The 13,228-nt window shown below is 68.0% G+C and carries 15 protein-coding genes; 7 read left to right on the top strand and 8 right to left on the bottom strand.

Annotation, left to right across the window (positions count from 1 at the left end; all coding sequences use genetic code 11):
- The first annotated feature begins 6 nt into the window (after nucleotides 1-6).
- The 5 genes from rlmH to ACTIEF_RS02550 all read left to right on the top strand — a co-directional run bounded on the left by rlmH (nucleotide 7) and on the right by ACTIEF_RS02550 (nucleotide 4,970).
- Entirely contained in the window at nucleotides 7-471 is a 465-nt protein-coding gene (gene rlmH, locus ACTIEF_RS02570) for a 23S rRNA (pseudouridine(1915)-N(3))-methyltransferase RlmH (RefSeq protein ID WP_439470622.1), read from the top strand.
- Complete coding sequence (locus ACTIEF_RS02565) at nucleotides 472-1,545, top strand: murein hydrolase activator EnvC family protein (protein WP_439470621.1); 1,074 nt, start codon at nucleotides 472-474, stop codon at nucleotides 1,543-1,545.
- 142 nt (nucleotides 1,546-1,687) lie between these two features.
- Nucleotides 1,688-3,058, top strand: a complete 1,371-nt coding sequence (locus ACTIEF_RS02560; RefSeq protein ID WP_439470620.1) for a S41 family peptidase — start codon at nucleotides 1,688-1,690, stop codon at nucleotides 3,056-3,058.
- 112 nt (nucleotides 3,059-3,170) lie between these two features.
- Nucleotides 3,171-4,367 carry a divergent polysaccharide deacetylase family protein gene (locus ACTIEF_RS02555; RefSeq protein WP_439470619.1) on the top strand — a complete coding sequence of 399 codons (1,197 nt, stop codon included), beginning with the start codon at nucleotides 3,171-3,173 and terminating at the stop codon, nucleotides 4,365-4,367.
- Nucleotides 4,368-4,496: 129 nt separating this feature from the next.
- The gene (locus ACTIEF_RS02550) at nucleotides 4,497-4,970 is read left to right on the top strand and encodes an RNA pyrophosphohydrolase (RefSeq protein WP_439470618.1); all 474 of its coding nucleotides are present in this window, start codon (nucleotides 4,497-4,499) and stop codon (nucleotides 4,968-4,970) included.
- Here ACTIEF_RS02550 and ACTIEF_RS02545 read toward each other — a convergent pair whose 3' ends face one another.
- The 8 genes from ACTIEF_RS02545 to ACTIEF_RS02510 form a co-directional block, all read right to left on the bottom strand.
- Entirely contained in the window at nucleotides 4,971-5,456 is a 486-nt protein-coding gene (locus ACTIEF_RS02545; RefSeq protein ID WP_439470617.1) for a hypothetical protein, read from the bottom strand. It lies immediately after the preceding gene.
- Nucleotides 5,453-5,695 carry a DUF1272 domain-containing protein gene (locus tag ACTIEF_RS02540; protein WP_439470616.1) on the bottom strand — a complete coding sequence of 81 codons (243 nt, stop codon included), beginning with the start codon at nucleotides 5,693-5,695 and terminating at the stop codon, nucleotides 5,453-5,455. Before ACTIEF_RS02540 ends, ACTIEF_RS02545 begins: the two co-directional genes overlap by 4 nt.
- Before the next feature lie 50 nt (nucleotides 5,696-5,745).
- Nucleotides 5,746-6,075, bottom strand: a complete 330-nt coding sequence (locus tag ACTIEF_RS02535; protein WP_439470615.1) for a DMT family transporter — start codon at nucleotides 6,073-6,075, stop codon at nucleotides 5,746-5,748.
- 194 nt (nucleotides 6,076-6,269) lie between these two features.
- Nucleotides 6,270-6,539, bottom strand: coding sequence for an ATP synthase F1 subunit epsilon (locus ACTIEF_RS02530; protein WP_439470614.1), 270 nt, complete (start codon nucleotides 6,537-6,539; stop codon nucleotides 6,270-6,272).
- Between the two features lie 2 nt (nucleotides 6,540-6,541).
- Entirely contained in the window at nucleotides 6,542-8,095 is a 1,554-nt protein-coding gene (gene atpD / locus ACTIEF_RS02525) for a F0F1 ATP synthase subunit beta (protein WP_439470613.1), read from the bottom strand.
- Nucleotides 8,096-8,138: 43 nt separating this feature from the next.
- Nucleotides 8,139-9,017 carry a F0F1 ATP synthase subunit gamma gene (locus tag ACTIEF_RS02520; RefSeq protein ID WP_439470612.1) on the bottom strand — a complete coding sequence of 293 codons (879 nt, stop codon included), beginning with the start codon at nucleotides 9,015-9,017 and terminating at the stop codon, nucleotides 8,139-8,141.
- 34 nt (nucleotides 9,018-9,051) lie between these two features.
- Nucleotides 9,052-10,584 carry a F0F1 ATP synthase subunit alpha gene (gene atpA, locus ACTIEF_RS02515; RefSeq protein WP_439470611.1) on the bottom strand — a complete coding sequence of 511 codons (1,533 nt, stop codon included), beginning with the start codon at nucleotides 10,582-10,584 and terminating at the stop codon, nucleotides 9,052-9,054.
- A 51-nt stretch (nucleotides 10,585-10,635) separates the two neighbouring features.
- Nucleotides 10,636-11,190, bottom strand: a complete 555-nt coding sequence (locus tag ACTIEF_RS02510) for a F0F1 ATP synthase subunit delta (RefSeq protein WP_439470610.1) — start codon at nucleotides 11,188-11,190, stop codon at nucleotides 10,636-10,638.
- 256 nt (nucleotides 11,191-11,446) lie between these two features.
- On the opposite strand from ACTIEF_RS02510, the gene ACTIEF_RS02505 reads away from it, so the two are divergent.
- The gene (locus ACTIEF_RS02505; protein WP_439470609.1) at nucleotides 11,447-12,292 is read left to right on the top strand and encodes a TerC family protein; all 846 of its coding nucleotides are present in this window, start codon (nucleotides 11,447-11,449) and stop codon (nucleotides 12,290-12,292) included.
- A gap of 2 nt (nucleotides 12,293-12,294) precedes the next feature.
- On the top strand, nucleotides 12,295-13,131 hold the full coding sequence (locus ACTIEF_RS02500) for a glutaminyl-peptide cyclotransferase (protein ID WP_439470608.1): 837 nt from the start codon (nucleotides 12,295-12,297) through the stop codon (nucleotides 13,129-13,131).
- The last annotated feature ends 97 nt before the right edge of the window (nucleotides 13,132-13,228 follow it).

Below are 13,228 nucleotides of genomic sequence, written 5' to 3'. Positions count from 1 at the left end.
CCTCCCATGAAGCTGGGCGTCATCGCGATCGGCAAGCCGGGACGCGGGCCTGAAGCCATGCTCGCCGAGGACTACGCCCAGCGCGCCACTCTGGCGGGCCGGGCGCTGGGGCTCGGGCCGCTGGAGCTGATCGACCTCGAACCCCGCAAGCCGGGCAAGGCCCCCGAGGCCGAGCTGATCCTCAAGGCCGCCGAGGGCGCGCACCTGATCGCCTGCGACGAGCGGGGCAAGACCTTCTCCAGCCGCGCCTTCGCCGATCACATCGCCATGCTGCGCGACCGGGGCGAGCGGCGGCTGGTCTTCGCCATCGGCGGGGCCGACGGGCTCGACGCCAGCGTTCGCGCGGCGGCGGGTTCGACCCTGGCCTTCGGCCCCCAGACATGGCCGCATGCCCTGGCCCGCGCCATGCTGACGGAACAGCTGTACCGGGCCGTGACCATTCTGGCCGGATCGCCTTATCATCGGGACTAGATGAGGTCCCTCCTTCCGATCTTTCTGGTTGGCCTGCTCGCCCTGCCCGTCGCCGCCGCGGCGCCGCAGGAGCGGAGCGAAGTCACGCGCCTGCAGGCCGAGTTCCGCGACGAACAGGCCCGCGCCCGCCGCCTGAGGGCCGAGGCGGACGAGGCCGCCGCCGAGATCGCCACCCTCGAGCGCGAACTGTCCCGCCTGACCGCCGCCGTCAGCGCTGATGACCAGCTGATCGTCGGCCAGCGGACCCGGCTGCGCGAACTGGGCCAGCGTGAGGCTCAACTTGTTTCGAAGCTGGCGCTGGCGCGCGGCCGTCAGGCCCGGCTGCTGTCGGCCCTGCAGATGATGAGCCGCAAGCCGCCCCCGCCCCTGCTGGTCCCGTCGGACGAGGCAGTGGACGCGGTGCGGGCCTCCATCCTGATGCGCGCCATCGCGCCCGAACTGCAGGCCCGCGCCCGGGCCCTGTCCGACCAGCAGGGCGAACTGAGCCGCGTCCGGCGGCTGGCGGCGCTGAACAGCGAGCAGTTGTTCACGACCGAGAGCGCGCGCGGTGACCGCCGCGCCGAGATCGAAACCCTGACGGCCCGCAAGACGGCCCTGCAGGCTGTGCTGAGGGCCGAGGCCGTGCAGGCCGAACGCGCCGGGCGGGCGTTGGAGGCGCGGCTGGAGGCCTTGGGCGCCGCCGTGCCAGCCGTCGAGGCCGACGCCCCCGTGACCGTCGCCCGCCTGCCCGCGGGCCGCAGCCGCCTGACCGCCCCCGTGACAGGCGCCCCGACAACCCGGTTCGGGCGGGGGTCGAACGGCTGGCGCTGGCGCGCGGACCGGGAGGAGGCCCGCGCGCCGGCCTCGGGTCAGGTCGCCTTCGTCGGCCCCCTGTCGGGCTGGGGTCAGGTGGTGATCATCGATCTGGGTCCCGGCTGGCGCGCCGTCATCGCCGGTCTGGACGAGGTGTCGGTCGAGACCGGAAACCGGGTCTCGGACGGCCAGGCGCTGGGCCGCAGCGGCGACGACGGCGAGGTCTGGTTCGAGCTGCGCCGTGACGAACGGGCGATCGATCCGGCGCCGTGGCTGAACTAGACGCCCGTCCCCCGCGAATCCGCTTCCCAATGGACGATGACGCTGATTTTATCGACCGCTCCGTGATCGGCCACGATTTCGTCGCCGCGCGGGACCTAACTGCCGCCCAGACCGCCTCCCCGGTCCGCTGAGAAGAAGACGAATGCGCAAGCTGCTGATGATCGGCGCCGCCGCCGCCACCGTGATCGGTCTGGGGGCCGCCACCGCCGCCGGTCAGACCCCGCGCAACGAAGCCTTCCGCATGATCGGCCTGTTCGGTGACGTGCTGGGCATCGTTGAGCAGGCCTATGTGGTGCCGGTCGACGACAAGAAGCTGATCGAGGCGGCGCTGCAGGGCATGATGGGGGCGCTGGATCCCCATTCCAACTATCTGCCGCCGGACGGCTACGGCGCCCTGCGCGAGCGGACCGAGGGCCACTATTCGGGCGTCGGCCTGACCATCTCGTCGGAAGGCGGGCTGGTGAAGATCATCTCGCCCATGGACGGCGGCCCGGCCGCCCGCGCGGGCGTGAACGCCGGTGACGTCATCTCCGCCATCGACGGCCAGAGCGCCTCGGGCCTGACCGTCAGCCAGGTCTCGGACAAGCTGCGCGGCGCCGTGGGCACCTCGGTCAAGGTCACCTTCCTGCGTGACGGCGAGGAGCCGCGTGAAGTCACCCTGACCCGCGAGGTCATCCGCATCGAGTCCGTCACCGGCCGCGTCGAGGGCGAGTTCGGCTATCTGCGCGTCTCGACCTTCAACGAGAACACCGGCCGCGAACTGACCGAGACCATCGCCCGGCTGAAGCGTGAGAACCCGGCGATCAAGGGCTATGTGCTGGACCTGCGCAACAACGGCGGCGGCCTGCTGGATGCGGCCATCGCCGTGTCGGACGCCTTCCTGGAGCGGGGCGAGATCGTCAGCCAGCGCGGGCGCAAGGCCGACCAGATCCAGCGCTACGCCGCCACCGCCGGCGACCTGACCAACGGCCTGCCGCTGGTGGTGCTGATCAACTACGGCTCGGCCTCGGCATCGGAGATCGTCGCCGGCGCCCTCAAGGATCACCAGCGCGCCACCGTCGTCGGCCTGACCAGCTTCGGCAAGGGTTCGGTGCAGACGGTCATCCCGCTGCGGGGCGGCGCTGACGGCGCCCTGTCGATCACCACGGCCCGCTACTACACGCCGTCCGGCGCCTCGATCCAGAAGATCGGCATCGAGCCAGATCTGGAAGTGGCCCGTTCGTTCGCGGAAGCCCGCATCGTCTCGCGGTCCAGCTTCATCTACTCCGAGGCGGCCTATTCGACCGCCTTGGACGCCTCTATCGGGGCCGAACGCAAGGGTGCCCACGTGCCGCACGAGGCGCCGGGCGAGGATTACGACAAGGATAAGGACTACCAGCTGGAGCGCGCCTTCGACGTGCTGAGGGCTGGGGGTCAGCTGGCCCGGATGGCGGCCGCGCCGGACGGGATCGTCACCACGGCACCGGGCACGGTGCTGGCCGACAACGGCGAGGCGGAAAGCCCCGGCGAATAAGACTCCACATGGATAACGCGCCGTTAGGGTTTCTTAACCGGCGCTCGGCAATGTGAGCCTCGAAGGGGTCCGCCCGTGCGGATCCCGCCCACCCGAGCGCGCCTGCCTGTCCATGTTCGCCAAGCGTCAGTCCGCCCTAGCCGCCACCGCCGGAGCCCCGCCGGTGAAGATGCCCCTGCGCGAGCGTCTCGCGCCGGTCGCCCGCGTGCTGAAGAAGCCGCCGGTGGCCGTCGCCGGGGCGGGACTGCTGCTGCTAGGCGCCGCAGGGCTGTTCATCACCGTGCTGGGCGACCCCCGCGCCGGGGCCCCCTCGGCCCGCGCCACCCTGCATCGGCAGGCCGAGGCCGGAGCCCCCGCGCCCTCGGGTCTGGACGCCTTCTCGATGACCGGCGGGACCTATGAGGACCTGGTCAACGGCGACGGCGCCCTTGATCCCTCGGCCCTCGGTCAGGCCGTGATCACCCTGCCGGACGGCGCCAGCGTGTCCGGCGACGGCGCGCCCGTCACCGCCCCCCGCATCGCCGCCCAGCCGCTGGTCGCCGCCCCCATCGCGGGCCTGCACCAGCCGGGTCCAGATGGCGTCCTGCCGCGTATCGCCAGCGACGGTCGCGTCCCGGCCCAGGCCTATGCCCGGCCCTTCCACTCGAACGGCAAGCCGCGCGTCTCCATCGTCGTCGGCGGCCTCGGTCTGAACGCCGTGACCACCCGCGCCGCCATCGAACGCCTGCCCGCCGAGGTGACCCTCAGCTTCGTCCCCTATGCCGAGGGCCTGCAGGGCTGGATCGACCTGGCCCGCGCCCAAGGCCATGAGGTGATGATCGAAATGCCGATGGAGCCGACCGGCTACCCGGCCAACGACCCCGGCCCCTACACCCTGCTGGCCTCCGCCGACGCCGCCGACGTCACGGCCAAGATGAACTGGCTGCTCAGCCGCGCCACCGGCTATTTCGCGGTGACCAACTATCTGGGCGACCGCTTCCAGGCCTCGGACGAGGGCATGACCACCTTCATGGGTATGCTGCGCGCGCGCGGCCTCGCCTTCATCGATGACGGCTCCATGAGCCGCAAGCCGGGCGCCTGGGCCCGCGCCAGCGCCAACCGCGTCATCGACGAGGAACAGTCCCCCGCCGCCATCGTCGGCCAGCTGAACGCGCTGGAAGCCCTGGCCAAGGCGCGCGGTCAGGCCATGGGCGCGGGCTTCAGCTATCCCGTCACCGTCGAGGCCGTCGCCCGCTGGACCGCCGGTCTGGACGCCCGCGGCCTGCAACTGGCCCCGGCGTCGGCGATGGCGTCGCGGCCGGGAAGGTAAGGCAGCAGGCAGCAGGCAGCAGGCAGCAGGCAGCAGGCAGCAGGCAGCAGGCAGCAGGATTGAGGCTGTCGTTTCCGCCTCACAAGCTGATAAGAAGCTGCTGCCTGCTCACTGCTGCCTGCTCACTCCATGACCGACCTCTCCCTCTACCGCCCCAACGTCGGCGTCGTGCTGTTCCACCCGGACGGCCGCGTCTGGTACGGGCGGCGGGCCGGAACGCCGGAGCCGCATAACTGGCAGTTTCCGCAGGGCGGCATCGATGACGGCGAGGACGAGCTGACCGCCGCCCGTCGCGAACTGGCCGAAGAGACCGGCGTCACCTCCGTCGACCTGATCGGCGAGATCAGCCAGTGGGTCGCCTATGACTTCCCCGAGGGCTACGGCGGGTCGAAACAGGCGCGCGGCTGGAAGGGACAGAAGCAGAAATGGTTCGCCTTCCGCTTCACCGGCGAGGAGTCCGAGATCGACCTCGAACAGCATGAGGAGATTGAGTTCGACGCCTGGCGCTGGGGTCGTCTGGACGAGGCCCCGGACCTGATCGTGCCCTTCAAGCGCGAGGCCTATCAGCAGGTGGTCTCGACCTTCAGCGCCCTGCTGATCTGACTAGCGGACGAACCACAGGATCAGCAGGCTGGCGTTCCAGACGCCATGGGCCAGGGTCGTGGCGAGGACCGCCAGCTTCCAGCCCCGCCAATCCTGCACAGACCAGTACCAGAGCGCCAGAAGCCCGAAATTCAGCCCATGGGGAATCTGGTGGGCGCCCGCCCCATGGATCAGCCAGCCGAGGCCCCCGATGGTGATCGCATAGAGCCAGCCGGGCGCGCTGAAACCCCGGAAAGGCAGGGCGGGAAGCGCGAACAGGATCAGGGTCTCGGGCAGAGGAATCGCCAACCCGGCCACCGCCAGTTCACGCAGAAGCACGGGGATGGACTTCTCAGCCGGAGCGGTGAGCTCACCGGCCCATCGTGTGTTCTCAGCGTCTGGCGCGAGAAGGGCGAGCAGGACGGTCCCCGCGACCATGACCAGCACACAGCCCACGCCGATCAGGACCGACGTCAGCCAGACGTGACGGCGCAAGCGGTCGATCAAGCGGCCGCGCAGTCCTGTCTGAGAACCCGCTTCGTCGAGGCCGGGAACTTGCCCAGTTTGTTCGCCGGACGGATCGGACGGGGCATGAAGCCGCCGCCGCAGTTGGGACAGACGTCTTTCAGAACCTTGTCCACGCAGTCGGCGCAGAAGGTGCATTCAAAGGTGCAGATGCGGGCGTCAGGGCTGTCCGGCGGCAGGTCGCGGTCACAGCATTCGCAGCCGGGGCGGAGTTCGAGCATGGGAGCCTCCTTTTTGGCCCTCTAGCACCCGCCTCCGCCCCACTGCAACGTCAGTGCGCGCCGCCGCCCGGCGCCAGGCGGAACAGCACCAGCCCCGACACGACCAGCACCGCCGCCAGAATCCGCAGCGGATTGATCTGCTCGCCCAGCAGGACGACCCCGACGATGAAGGCGCCGACCGCGCCGATACCGGTCCACATGACATAGGCCGTACCCATGGGCAGGGTCTTCATCGAGAAGGACAGCAGGCCGAAGCTGACCGCCATGAAGCCGAGCGTGGCGACGCTTGGCCACAGGCGGGTGAAGCCGTGCGACTGCTTCATGAAATAGGCCCACACGATCTCGAGCAGGCCGGCGACGAAGAGAGAAATCCAGGCCATCGGAATACGGCCCTCCTTGCAAAGGGCCGGGCCGTCCCGGACTTGGTCCGCTTTCGCGGAGCGAGGACGTGGCCTCGTCTTGCAGGGGCTATCTAGGGCGCCCCGCGTGGGGGTCAAGGGCCGGGATCGCGCCCAAGAAAAATCCGGCGAGGCGTGAGCCGCCGCCGGATATTCAGATCAGACTGTCCGGTCGATCAGGCCGCGGCCACTTCCGTGGCCTGTTCGGCCAGGATGGTCAGGCCCGCCGGGGTCACGTCGGCGAAACCGCCGTGAACCTCGAACTGGCGGCGCGATGAGCCGTCGATGACCGTGACCACGCCTTCGCGCAGAGCGGTCATGAAGGGCGCGTGATCGGCCAGAACGCCGAAGTCGCCCTCGACGCCCGGCGCGTCAACCTGGTCCACGAGGCCCGAGAAGACCTCGCGTTCCGGCGAGACGAGGGAGAAGTTCAGCTTGCCGGCCATGATCAGGCTTCCGAAGCCATCTTCTCGGCCTTGGCGACGGCCTCTTCGATGGCGCCGACCATGTAGAAGGCCGATTCCGGCAGGTGGTCGTATTCACCGGCCACGATGCCCTTGAACGAGCGGATCGTGTCGGCCAGCTCGACGAACTTGCCCGGCGAGTTGGTGAACTGCTCGGCCACGAAGAACGGCTGCGACAGGAAGCGCGAGATCTTGCGGGCGCGCGAGACGACCAGCTTGTCCTCTTCCGACAGCTCATCCATGCCCAGGATGGCGATGATGTCCTTCAGGGCCTTGTACGACTGCAGGACTTCCTGAACCGAACGGGCGACGTTGTAGTGCTCTTCGCCGATGACCAGCGGGTCCATGATCCGCGAGGTCGAGTCCAGCGGGTCCACGGCCGGGAAGATGGCCTGGGCGGCGATGTCACGCGACAGAACGGTCTTGGCGTCCAGGTGGGCGAACGAGGCGGCCGGAGCCGGGTCGGTCAGGTCGTCGGCGGGAACGTAGATGGCCTGGATCGAGGTGATCGAGCCCTTCTTGGTCGAGGTGATGCGCTCCTGCAGGTTGCCCATCTCGGTGGCCAGGGTCGGCTGATAGCCCACCGCCGACGGGATGCGGCCCAGCAGAGCCGACATTTCCGAACCGGCTTGCGTGAAGCGGAAGATGTTGTCGACGAACAGCAGCACGTCCTTGCCTTCCTCGTCGCGGAAGTACTCGGCCTGGGCCAGGCCGGTCAGGGCGACACGGGCGCGGGCGCCGGGCGGCTCGTTCATCTGACCGTAAACGAGGGCGCACTTGGAGCCTTCGGTCGAGCCGTTGTTCTTGGTCGGGTCCACGTTCACGTTGGACTCGATCATCTCGTGATACAGGTCGTTGCCTTCGCGGGTGCGCTCACCCACGCCGGCCAGAACCGAATAACCGCCGTAGGCCTTGGCGATGTTGTTGATCAGTTCCTGCATGGTGACGGTCTTGCCGACGCCTGCGCCGCCGAACAGGCCGGTCTTGCCGCCCTTGGTGTAGGGGCACATCAGGTCGATGACCTTGATGCCGGTGACCAGGATTTCCGACGACGTCGACTGCTCTTCGAACGAAGGCGCGTCGCGGTGGATCGGGCGGAACATGTCGGTCTTGATCGGGCCCTGCTCGTCGATCGGCTGGCCGACGACGTTCATGATGCGGCCGAGGGTGCCCGGGCCGACCGGCGCCATGATCGAGGTGCCGGTGTCGGTGACCGGCTGACCGCGGGTTAGACCTTCGGTGGTGTCCATGGCGATGGTGCGGACCACGCTCTCGCCGAGGTGCTGGGCGACTTCCAGGACCAAGGTAAAGGGCTCGCCGGTCTTCTGGTCGACGTTGCGGGTTTCCAGGGCCGAGAGGATGGCCGGCAGGTGGCCTTCGAACTCAACGTCGACGACGGCGCCGATGACCTGGGCGATGCGGCCCGTGGCGCCAGCCGAGACGGTCGCGGCGGCGACGGTCTTCTTGGCGGCGGCCGGAGCCTTGGGGGCCGCGGGCTTCTTGGCGGCGGGTTTCTTCGGGGCGGCGGTGTCGGTCATCGGTTCGTTCCGTTCGGAAAGTCTTGTCTGTGCGGGGTCGGGATCAGAGCGCTTCAGCGCCGGCGATGATCTCGATCAGTTCGGTGGTGATCTGGGCCTGGCGCTTGCGGTTGTACTGCAGGGTCAGGCTGTTGATCAGGTCACCGGCGTTGCGGGTGGCGTTGTCCATGGCGCCCATCTGGGCCCCGAAGAAGCTGGCCTGGTTCTCGTACAGGGCGGCCAGGATCTGGGTCGTGATGTTGCGCGGCAGCAGCGTCTCGAGGATTTCCTCCTCCGAGGGCTCGTACTCGTACACGGCGCCGTTCAGGTCGATCGGGGCGGCGTCGCCGTCCACCACGGCCGGGATCAGCTGGCGCGGGGTCGGAACCTGCGAGATGACCGACTGGAAGCGGCTGTAGAACAGGGTCACGACGTCGGCGTTGCCGGCCTCGAACTCTTCCGCGATCAGGGCGGCGATCGGCTCGGCGGCGGCCATGCCGATGACCTTGTGCTCGCTCAGCTCGAAGGTGCGGATCAGCTTGTCGCCGTACAGGCGGGTCAGGCCGTCACGCACCTTGCGGCCCACGGCGACGATGCGGACATCCTTGCCGTTGGCGATCAGGCTGTTGATCCGCTCACGCGCGGCGCGGATGACGTTCGAGTTGAAGCCGCCCGCCAGACCCTTGTCGCCGGTGGCGACGACGATCAGGTGCTTCTGGTCGGCGCCGGTGCCCGCCAGCAGCTTGGGCGCGCTGTCGCCGGACACGCCGGCGGCCAGGTTGGCGATGACCGCGGCCATCTTCTTCGCATAGGGACGGGCGCTTTCGGCCTGATCCTGGGCGCGCTTCAGCTTGGCCGCGGCGACCATGTTCAGGGCTTTCGTGATCTTCTGCGTGGACTTCACGCTGTCGATCCGATTGCGCATTTCCTTGAGGCTGGCCATCGGGCGCTACTCTTTCAGCTTCCGGGGGTCAGACTTAGGCGAAGGTCTTGGTGAAGGCGGCCAGAACATCCTTCAGCTCGGCTTCGAGCTCGGCGGTCAGGTCCTTCTTGGTGCGGATGCCTTCCAGCAGGCCCGGGTTCGACGACTTGATGCGGGCCAGCAGCTCACTCTCGAAGCGGCCGATGTCCGAGACGGCGACGCCGTCCAGGTAGCCACGCGTACCGGCGTAGACCGACACGACCTGCTCTTCCATGGTCAGCGGGCTGTACTGCGGCTGCTTCAGCAGCTCGGTCAGACGGGCGCCGCGGGCCAGCAGCTTCTGGGTCGAGGCGTCCAGGTCCGAGCCGAACTTCGCGAAGGCGGCCATTTCACGGTACTGGGCCAGCTCGCCCTTGATGGTGCCGGCGACCTTCTTCATCGCCTTGGTCTGGGCCGACGAACCCACGCGCGACACCGAGATGCCGACGTTCACGGCCGGGCGGATGCCCTGATAGAACAGGTCCGATTCCAGGAAGATCTGGCCGTCGGTGATCGAGATCACGTTGGTCGGGATGTAGGCCGACACGTCGTTGGCCTGGGTTTCGATCAGCGGCAGGGCGGTCAGCGAGCCCGAGCCGTAGTCGGCGTTCAGCTTGGCCGAACGCTCCAGCAGGCGCGAGTGCAGGTAGAAGACGTCGCCCGGATAGGCTTCACGGCCCGGCGGACGGCGCAGCAGCAGCGACATCTGGCGATAGGCCACAGCCTGCTTGGACAGGTCGTCATAGACGATCAGGCCGTGCATGCCGTTGTCGCGGAAATATTCGCCCATGGCGGTGCCGGCGAACGGGGCCAGGAACTGCAGCGGGGCCGGCTCCGACGCGGTCGAGGCGACCACGATGGTGTATTCTAGAGCGCCCGACTCCTCGAGAGTCTTCACGATCTGCGCGACGGTCGAACGCTTCTGACCGATCGCGACGTAGATGCAGTACAGCTTGGCGGACTCGTCGTCCGTGGCGTTGACCGACTTCTGGTTCAGGATGGTGTCGATGGCGACGGCGGTCTTGCCGACCTGACGGTCACCGATGATCAGCTCACGCTGGCCGCGGCCGACGGGGATCAGGGTGTCGATGGCCTTCAGGCCGGTCTGCATCGGCTCGTGCACCGACTTGCGCGGGATGATGCCCGGGGCCTTCACGTCCACGCGGCGACGCTCGGTGGCGACGATCGGGCCCTTGCCGTCGATCGGCTCGCCCAGCGGGTTCACGACGCGGCCCAGCAGGCCCTTGCCAACCGGCACATCCACGATCTCGCCCAGGCGGCGGACTTCGTCGCCTTCAGCGATGGCGGCGTCCGAGCCGAAGATCACGGCGCCGACGTTGTCGCGTTCCAGGTTCAGAGCCATGCCCTTCACGCCGGCCTTGGGGAACTCCAACATTTCACCGGCCTGAACATTGTCCAGACCGTGGATGCGGGCCACGCCGTCGCCGATCGACAGCACCTGGCCGACGTCGGAGACGTCGGCTTCAACGCCGAAGTTGGCGATCTGCGACTTGAGGATGGCCGAGATTTCGGCGGCGCGGATGTCCATTTGGATCTCTCTGTCTTCGTCTCTTGGTGCGCGGTGAGGCGCCGTATTGGGTTAGGCGCGCTTCAGCGCAAACTTCATCTGGTCGAGCTTGGTCTTCAGCGAGGCGTCGAACAGCTTCGAGCCCACCTTGACCTTCAGGCCGCCCAGGATCGCCGGGTCGACACGGGTCGTCAGTTCCGGATCCTTGCCCAGCGAGGTGCGGAGCGTAGTCTGGATGGTCTTGAGTTGAGCGGCGGTCAGCGCCTGGGCCGACACGACCTCGGCGGCGACCAGGCCGGTCTTCTTGGCGTACAGCGCCTCAAAGGCCGCGATCACGGCGGTCAGGTCACGCGCGCGACCGTTCTGGGCCAGCAGGCCGAGGAAGTTCTGGCTGACGCCATTGAACTTCGCCTTGGCGGCGATTGCGACCAGGCCCTTGACCTGCTCTTCAGCGGTCAGCACCGGCGAGGTCGCCAGACGGCGCAGGTCGGCGCTCTCCACCCAGGCGGCGCGCAGCGACTTCAGGTCCGCGCGCACGGCGTCCAGGGCGCCTTTTTCCTCTGCCAGGTCGAACAGCGCTTGTGCGTAGCGCTCGCCGACTTCCGTCGTTCTGAAATCGTCAGCCACTTATAAGGTCCACGCGGGTTAGCGTTCTGGTCGTGGCCGACGGCGTTTCCGCATCGACCAAAGGCTTGAAATGCTTTGAGAAAGCACTTTGGGGACGCGTTCCGTAACGCGCCCTCCGGCTCAGCCGGGCGCCTGATAGCACCCCTGCACTCCCGTCGCAACCGGGACGGGCCGCCACATTGGGCCGCATTGCCGCACCCGCAACCGCGACGTTAGAAACGGGTTTCAGCGCTACGCTCCAGGAAAATACCGACCGATGTTCGACTTCTCCGTCTTCTTCACCGACCCGACCGTGTGGGCGGCCCTGATCACCCTCGTGGTGATGGAGGTGGTGCTGGGCATCGACAACCTCATTTTCATTTCAATCCTGTCGAACAAGCTGCCGCCGGAACACCGCCAGCGCACCCGCCGCATCGGCATCGGCCTGGCGCTGGTCATGCGCCTGGGCCTGCTGGCCACCATCGGCTGGATCGTCGGCCTGACCGCCCCCGTCTTCGACCTGGGCATCCAGGGCGCCGTAAACAGCCACGGTGAACCCGGCTTCGACACCGCCTTCAGCTGGCGCGACCTGATCCTGATCGCCGGCGGCCTGTTCCTGATCTGGAAGGCCACCAAGGAAATCCACCACGCCACGGACACCACCCCGTCCCACGACCTTCTGGAGAAGGACAAGAAGGACGTCGTGATCAACAACGTCGGCGCGGCCATCTTCCAGATCATCCTGCTGGACCTGGTCTTCTCGATCGACTCGATCCTGACCGCCGTCGGCATGACCGACCACGTCGTGGTCATGATGATCGCCGTCGTCGTCGCCGTCCTGACCATGCTGCTGGCCGCCGACCCCCTGGCCGAGTTCATCGACAAGAACCCGACCGTGGTCATGCTGGCCCTGGGCTTCCTGCTGATGATCGGCGCCGTGCTGATCGCCGACGGATTCGGCGTCCACGTTCCGAAGGGCTACATCTATGCAGCCATGGCCTTCTCGGCGATGGTGGAGGGCCTGAACATGCTGTCCCGCCGGTCCTCCGCGCGGAAGGCGGCCGCTGAACAGGCCCATCAGGACAAGCTCAACAAGGCCGAGACGGCCGAACCGGGAGTGTGATCATGAGGCGGCTGTTCCTTCTCGCGGCCGCCCTGCTCCTTCCCACAGCCGCCCCGGCGCAGACCCCTGCGCCGGACCCGGCTCCCGCCGCCCAGGCAGCTCAGGCGCCGGCTTACGCTCCGGCCCCGGCGCCGCCGAGCGTTCCCATCTATGACTTTGAAGTGGTGCGGACCTATCCGCACGATCCCCACGCCTTCACCCAAGGCCTGATCTGGCGGGACGGGGTGCTATACGAAAGCACAGGCCGTTCGCCCTCGACCATCCGCAAGGTCCGGCTGGAGGACGGCGTCGTCCTGCAGCGCCACACCCAGGACCCGGCCATCTTCGGCGAAGGTCTGACCGAGTTGGACGGGCGGCTGCTCAGCCTCACCTGGACCGACGGCAAGGGCTTCATCTGGAACCCCGTCGACCTCAGCCCGCAGGGCGAGTTCACCTATGACGGCGAGGGTTGGGGCCTGACCACCGACGGCGAGCGCCTGATCCTGTCGGACGGTCGCCCGCACCTGCGCTTCCTCGACCGACGCACCTTCGCCCCCATCGGCCAGGTCCCCGTGACCCTGGACGGCCGTCTCGTCGGCCAGCTGAACGAGCTGGAATGGATCGACGGCGAGGTCTGGGCCAACATCTGGCAGACCGACTACATCGTCCGCATCGACCCCACGACCGGCGTGGTGAAGGGCATCATCGACCTGACCGGCCTTCTGCCGGACCGCACCGGACTGGACCCCACCGACGACGTCCTGAACGGCATCGCCTGGGACCCGCAAGGCCGCCGCATCTTCGTCACCGGCAAGAACTGGCCGAGCCTGTTCGAGATCAGGATTACCGGGCCGCGCTGATCCACCCTCTCCCGATGGGAGAGGGCTTGAGCCTCCGGGAGCGTAGCGATCGGCAAGGCGAAAGGGTGAGGGTCGTTAGTCTGCACTCGGCGATGAG

Source organism: Brevundimonas sp. (assembly GCF_051858995.1).
Lineage (GTDB): Bacteria > Pseudomonadota > Alphaproteobacteria > Caulobacterales > Caulobacteraceae > Brevundimonas.
This window is presented reverse-complemented; position numbering and strand designations above follow the sequence as displayed.

Coding starts and splice junctions, on each gene's coding strand:
- atpD (WP_439470613.1), bottom strand. CDS start 8,095: ATGACCGACACCGCCGCCCCGAAGAAACCCGCCGCCAAGAAGCCCGCG.
- ACTIEF_RS02505 (WP_439470609.1), top strand. CDS start 11,447: ATGTTCGACTTCTCCGTCTTCTTCACCGACCCGACCGTGTGGGCGGCC.
- atpA (WP_439470611.1), bottom strand. CDS start 10,584: ATGGACATCCGCGCCGCCGAAATCTCGGCCATCCTCAAGTCGCAGATC.
- ACTIEF_RS02565 (WP_439470621.1), top strand. CDS start 472: ATGAGGTCCCTCCTTCCGATCTTTCTGGTTGGCCTGCTCGCCCTGCCC.
- ACTIEF_RS02535 (WP_439470615.1), bottom strand. CDS start 6,075: ATGGCCTGGATTTCTCTCTTCGTCGCCGGCCTGCTCGAGATCGTGTGG.
- ACTIEF_RS02500 (WP_439470608.1), top strand. CDS start 12,295: ATGAGGCGGCTGTTCCTTCTCGCGGCCGCCCTGCTCCTTCCCACAGCC.
- ACTIEF_RS02530 (WP_439470614.1), bottom strand. CDS start 6,539: ATGGCCGGCAAGCTGAACTTCTCCCTCGTCTCGCCGGAACGCGAGGTC.
- ACTIEF_RS02520 (WP_439470612.1), bottom strand. CDS start 9,017: ATGGCCAGCCTCAAGGAAATGCGCAATCGGATCGACAGCGTGAAGTCC.
- ACTIEF_RS02550 (WP_439470618.1), top strand. CDS start 4,497: ATGACCGACCTCTCCCTCTACCGCCCCAACGTCGGCGTCGTGCTGTTC.
- rlmH (WP_439470622.1), top strand. CDS start 7: ATGAAGCTGGGCGTCATCGCGATCGGCAAGCCGGGACGCGGGCCTGAA.
- ACTIEF_RS02555 (WP_439470619.1), top strand. CDS start 3,171: ATGTTCGCCAAGCGTCAGTCCGCCCTAGCCGCCACCGCCGGAGCCCCG.
- ACTIEF_RS02540 (WP_439470616.1), bottom strand. CDS start 5,695: ATGCTCGAACTCCGCCCCGGCTGCGAATGCTGTGACCGCGACCTGCCG.
- ACTIEF_RS02560 (WP_439470620.1), top strand. CDS start 1,688: ATGCGCAAGCTGCTGATGATCGGCGCCGCCGCCGCCACCGTGATCGGT.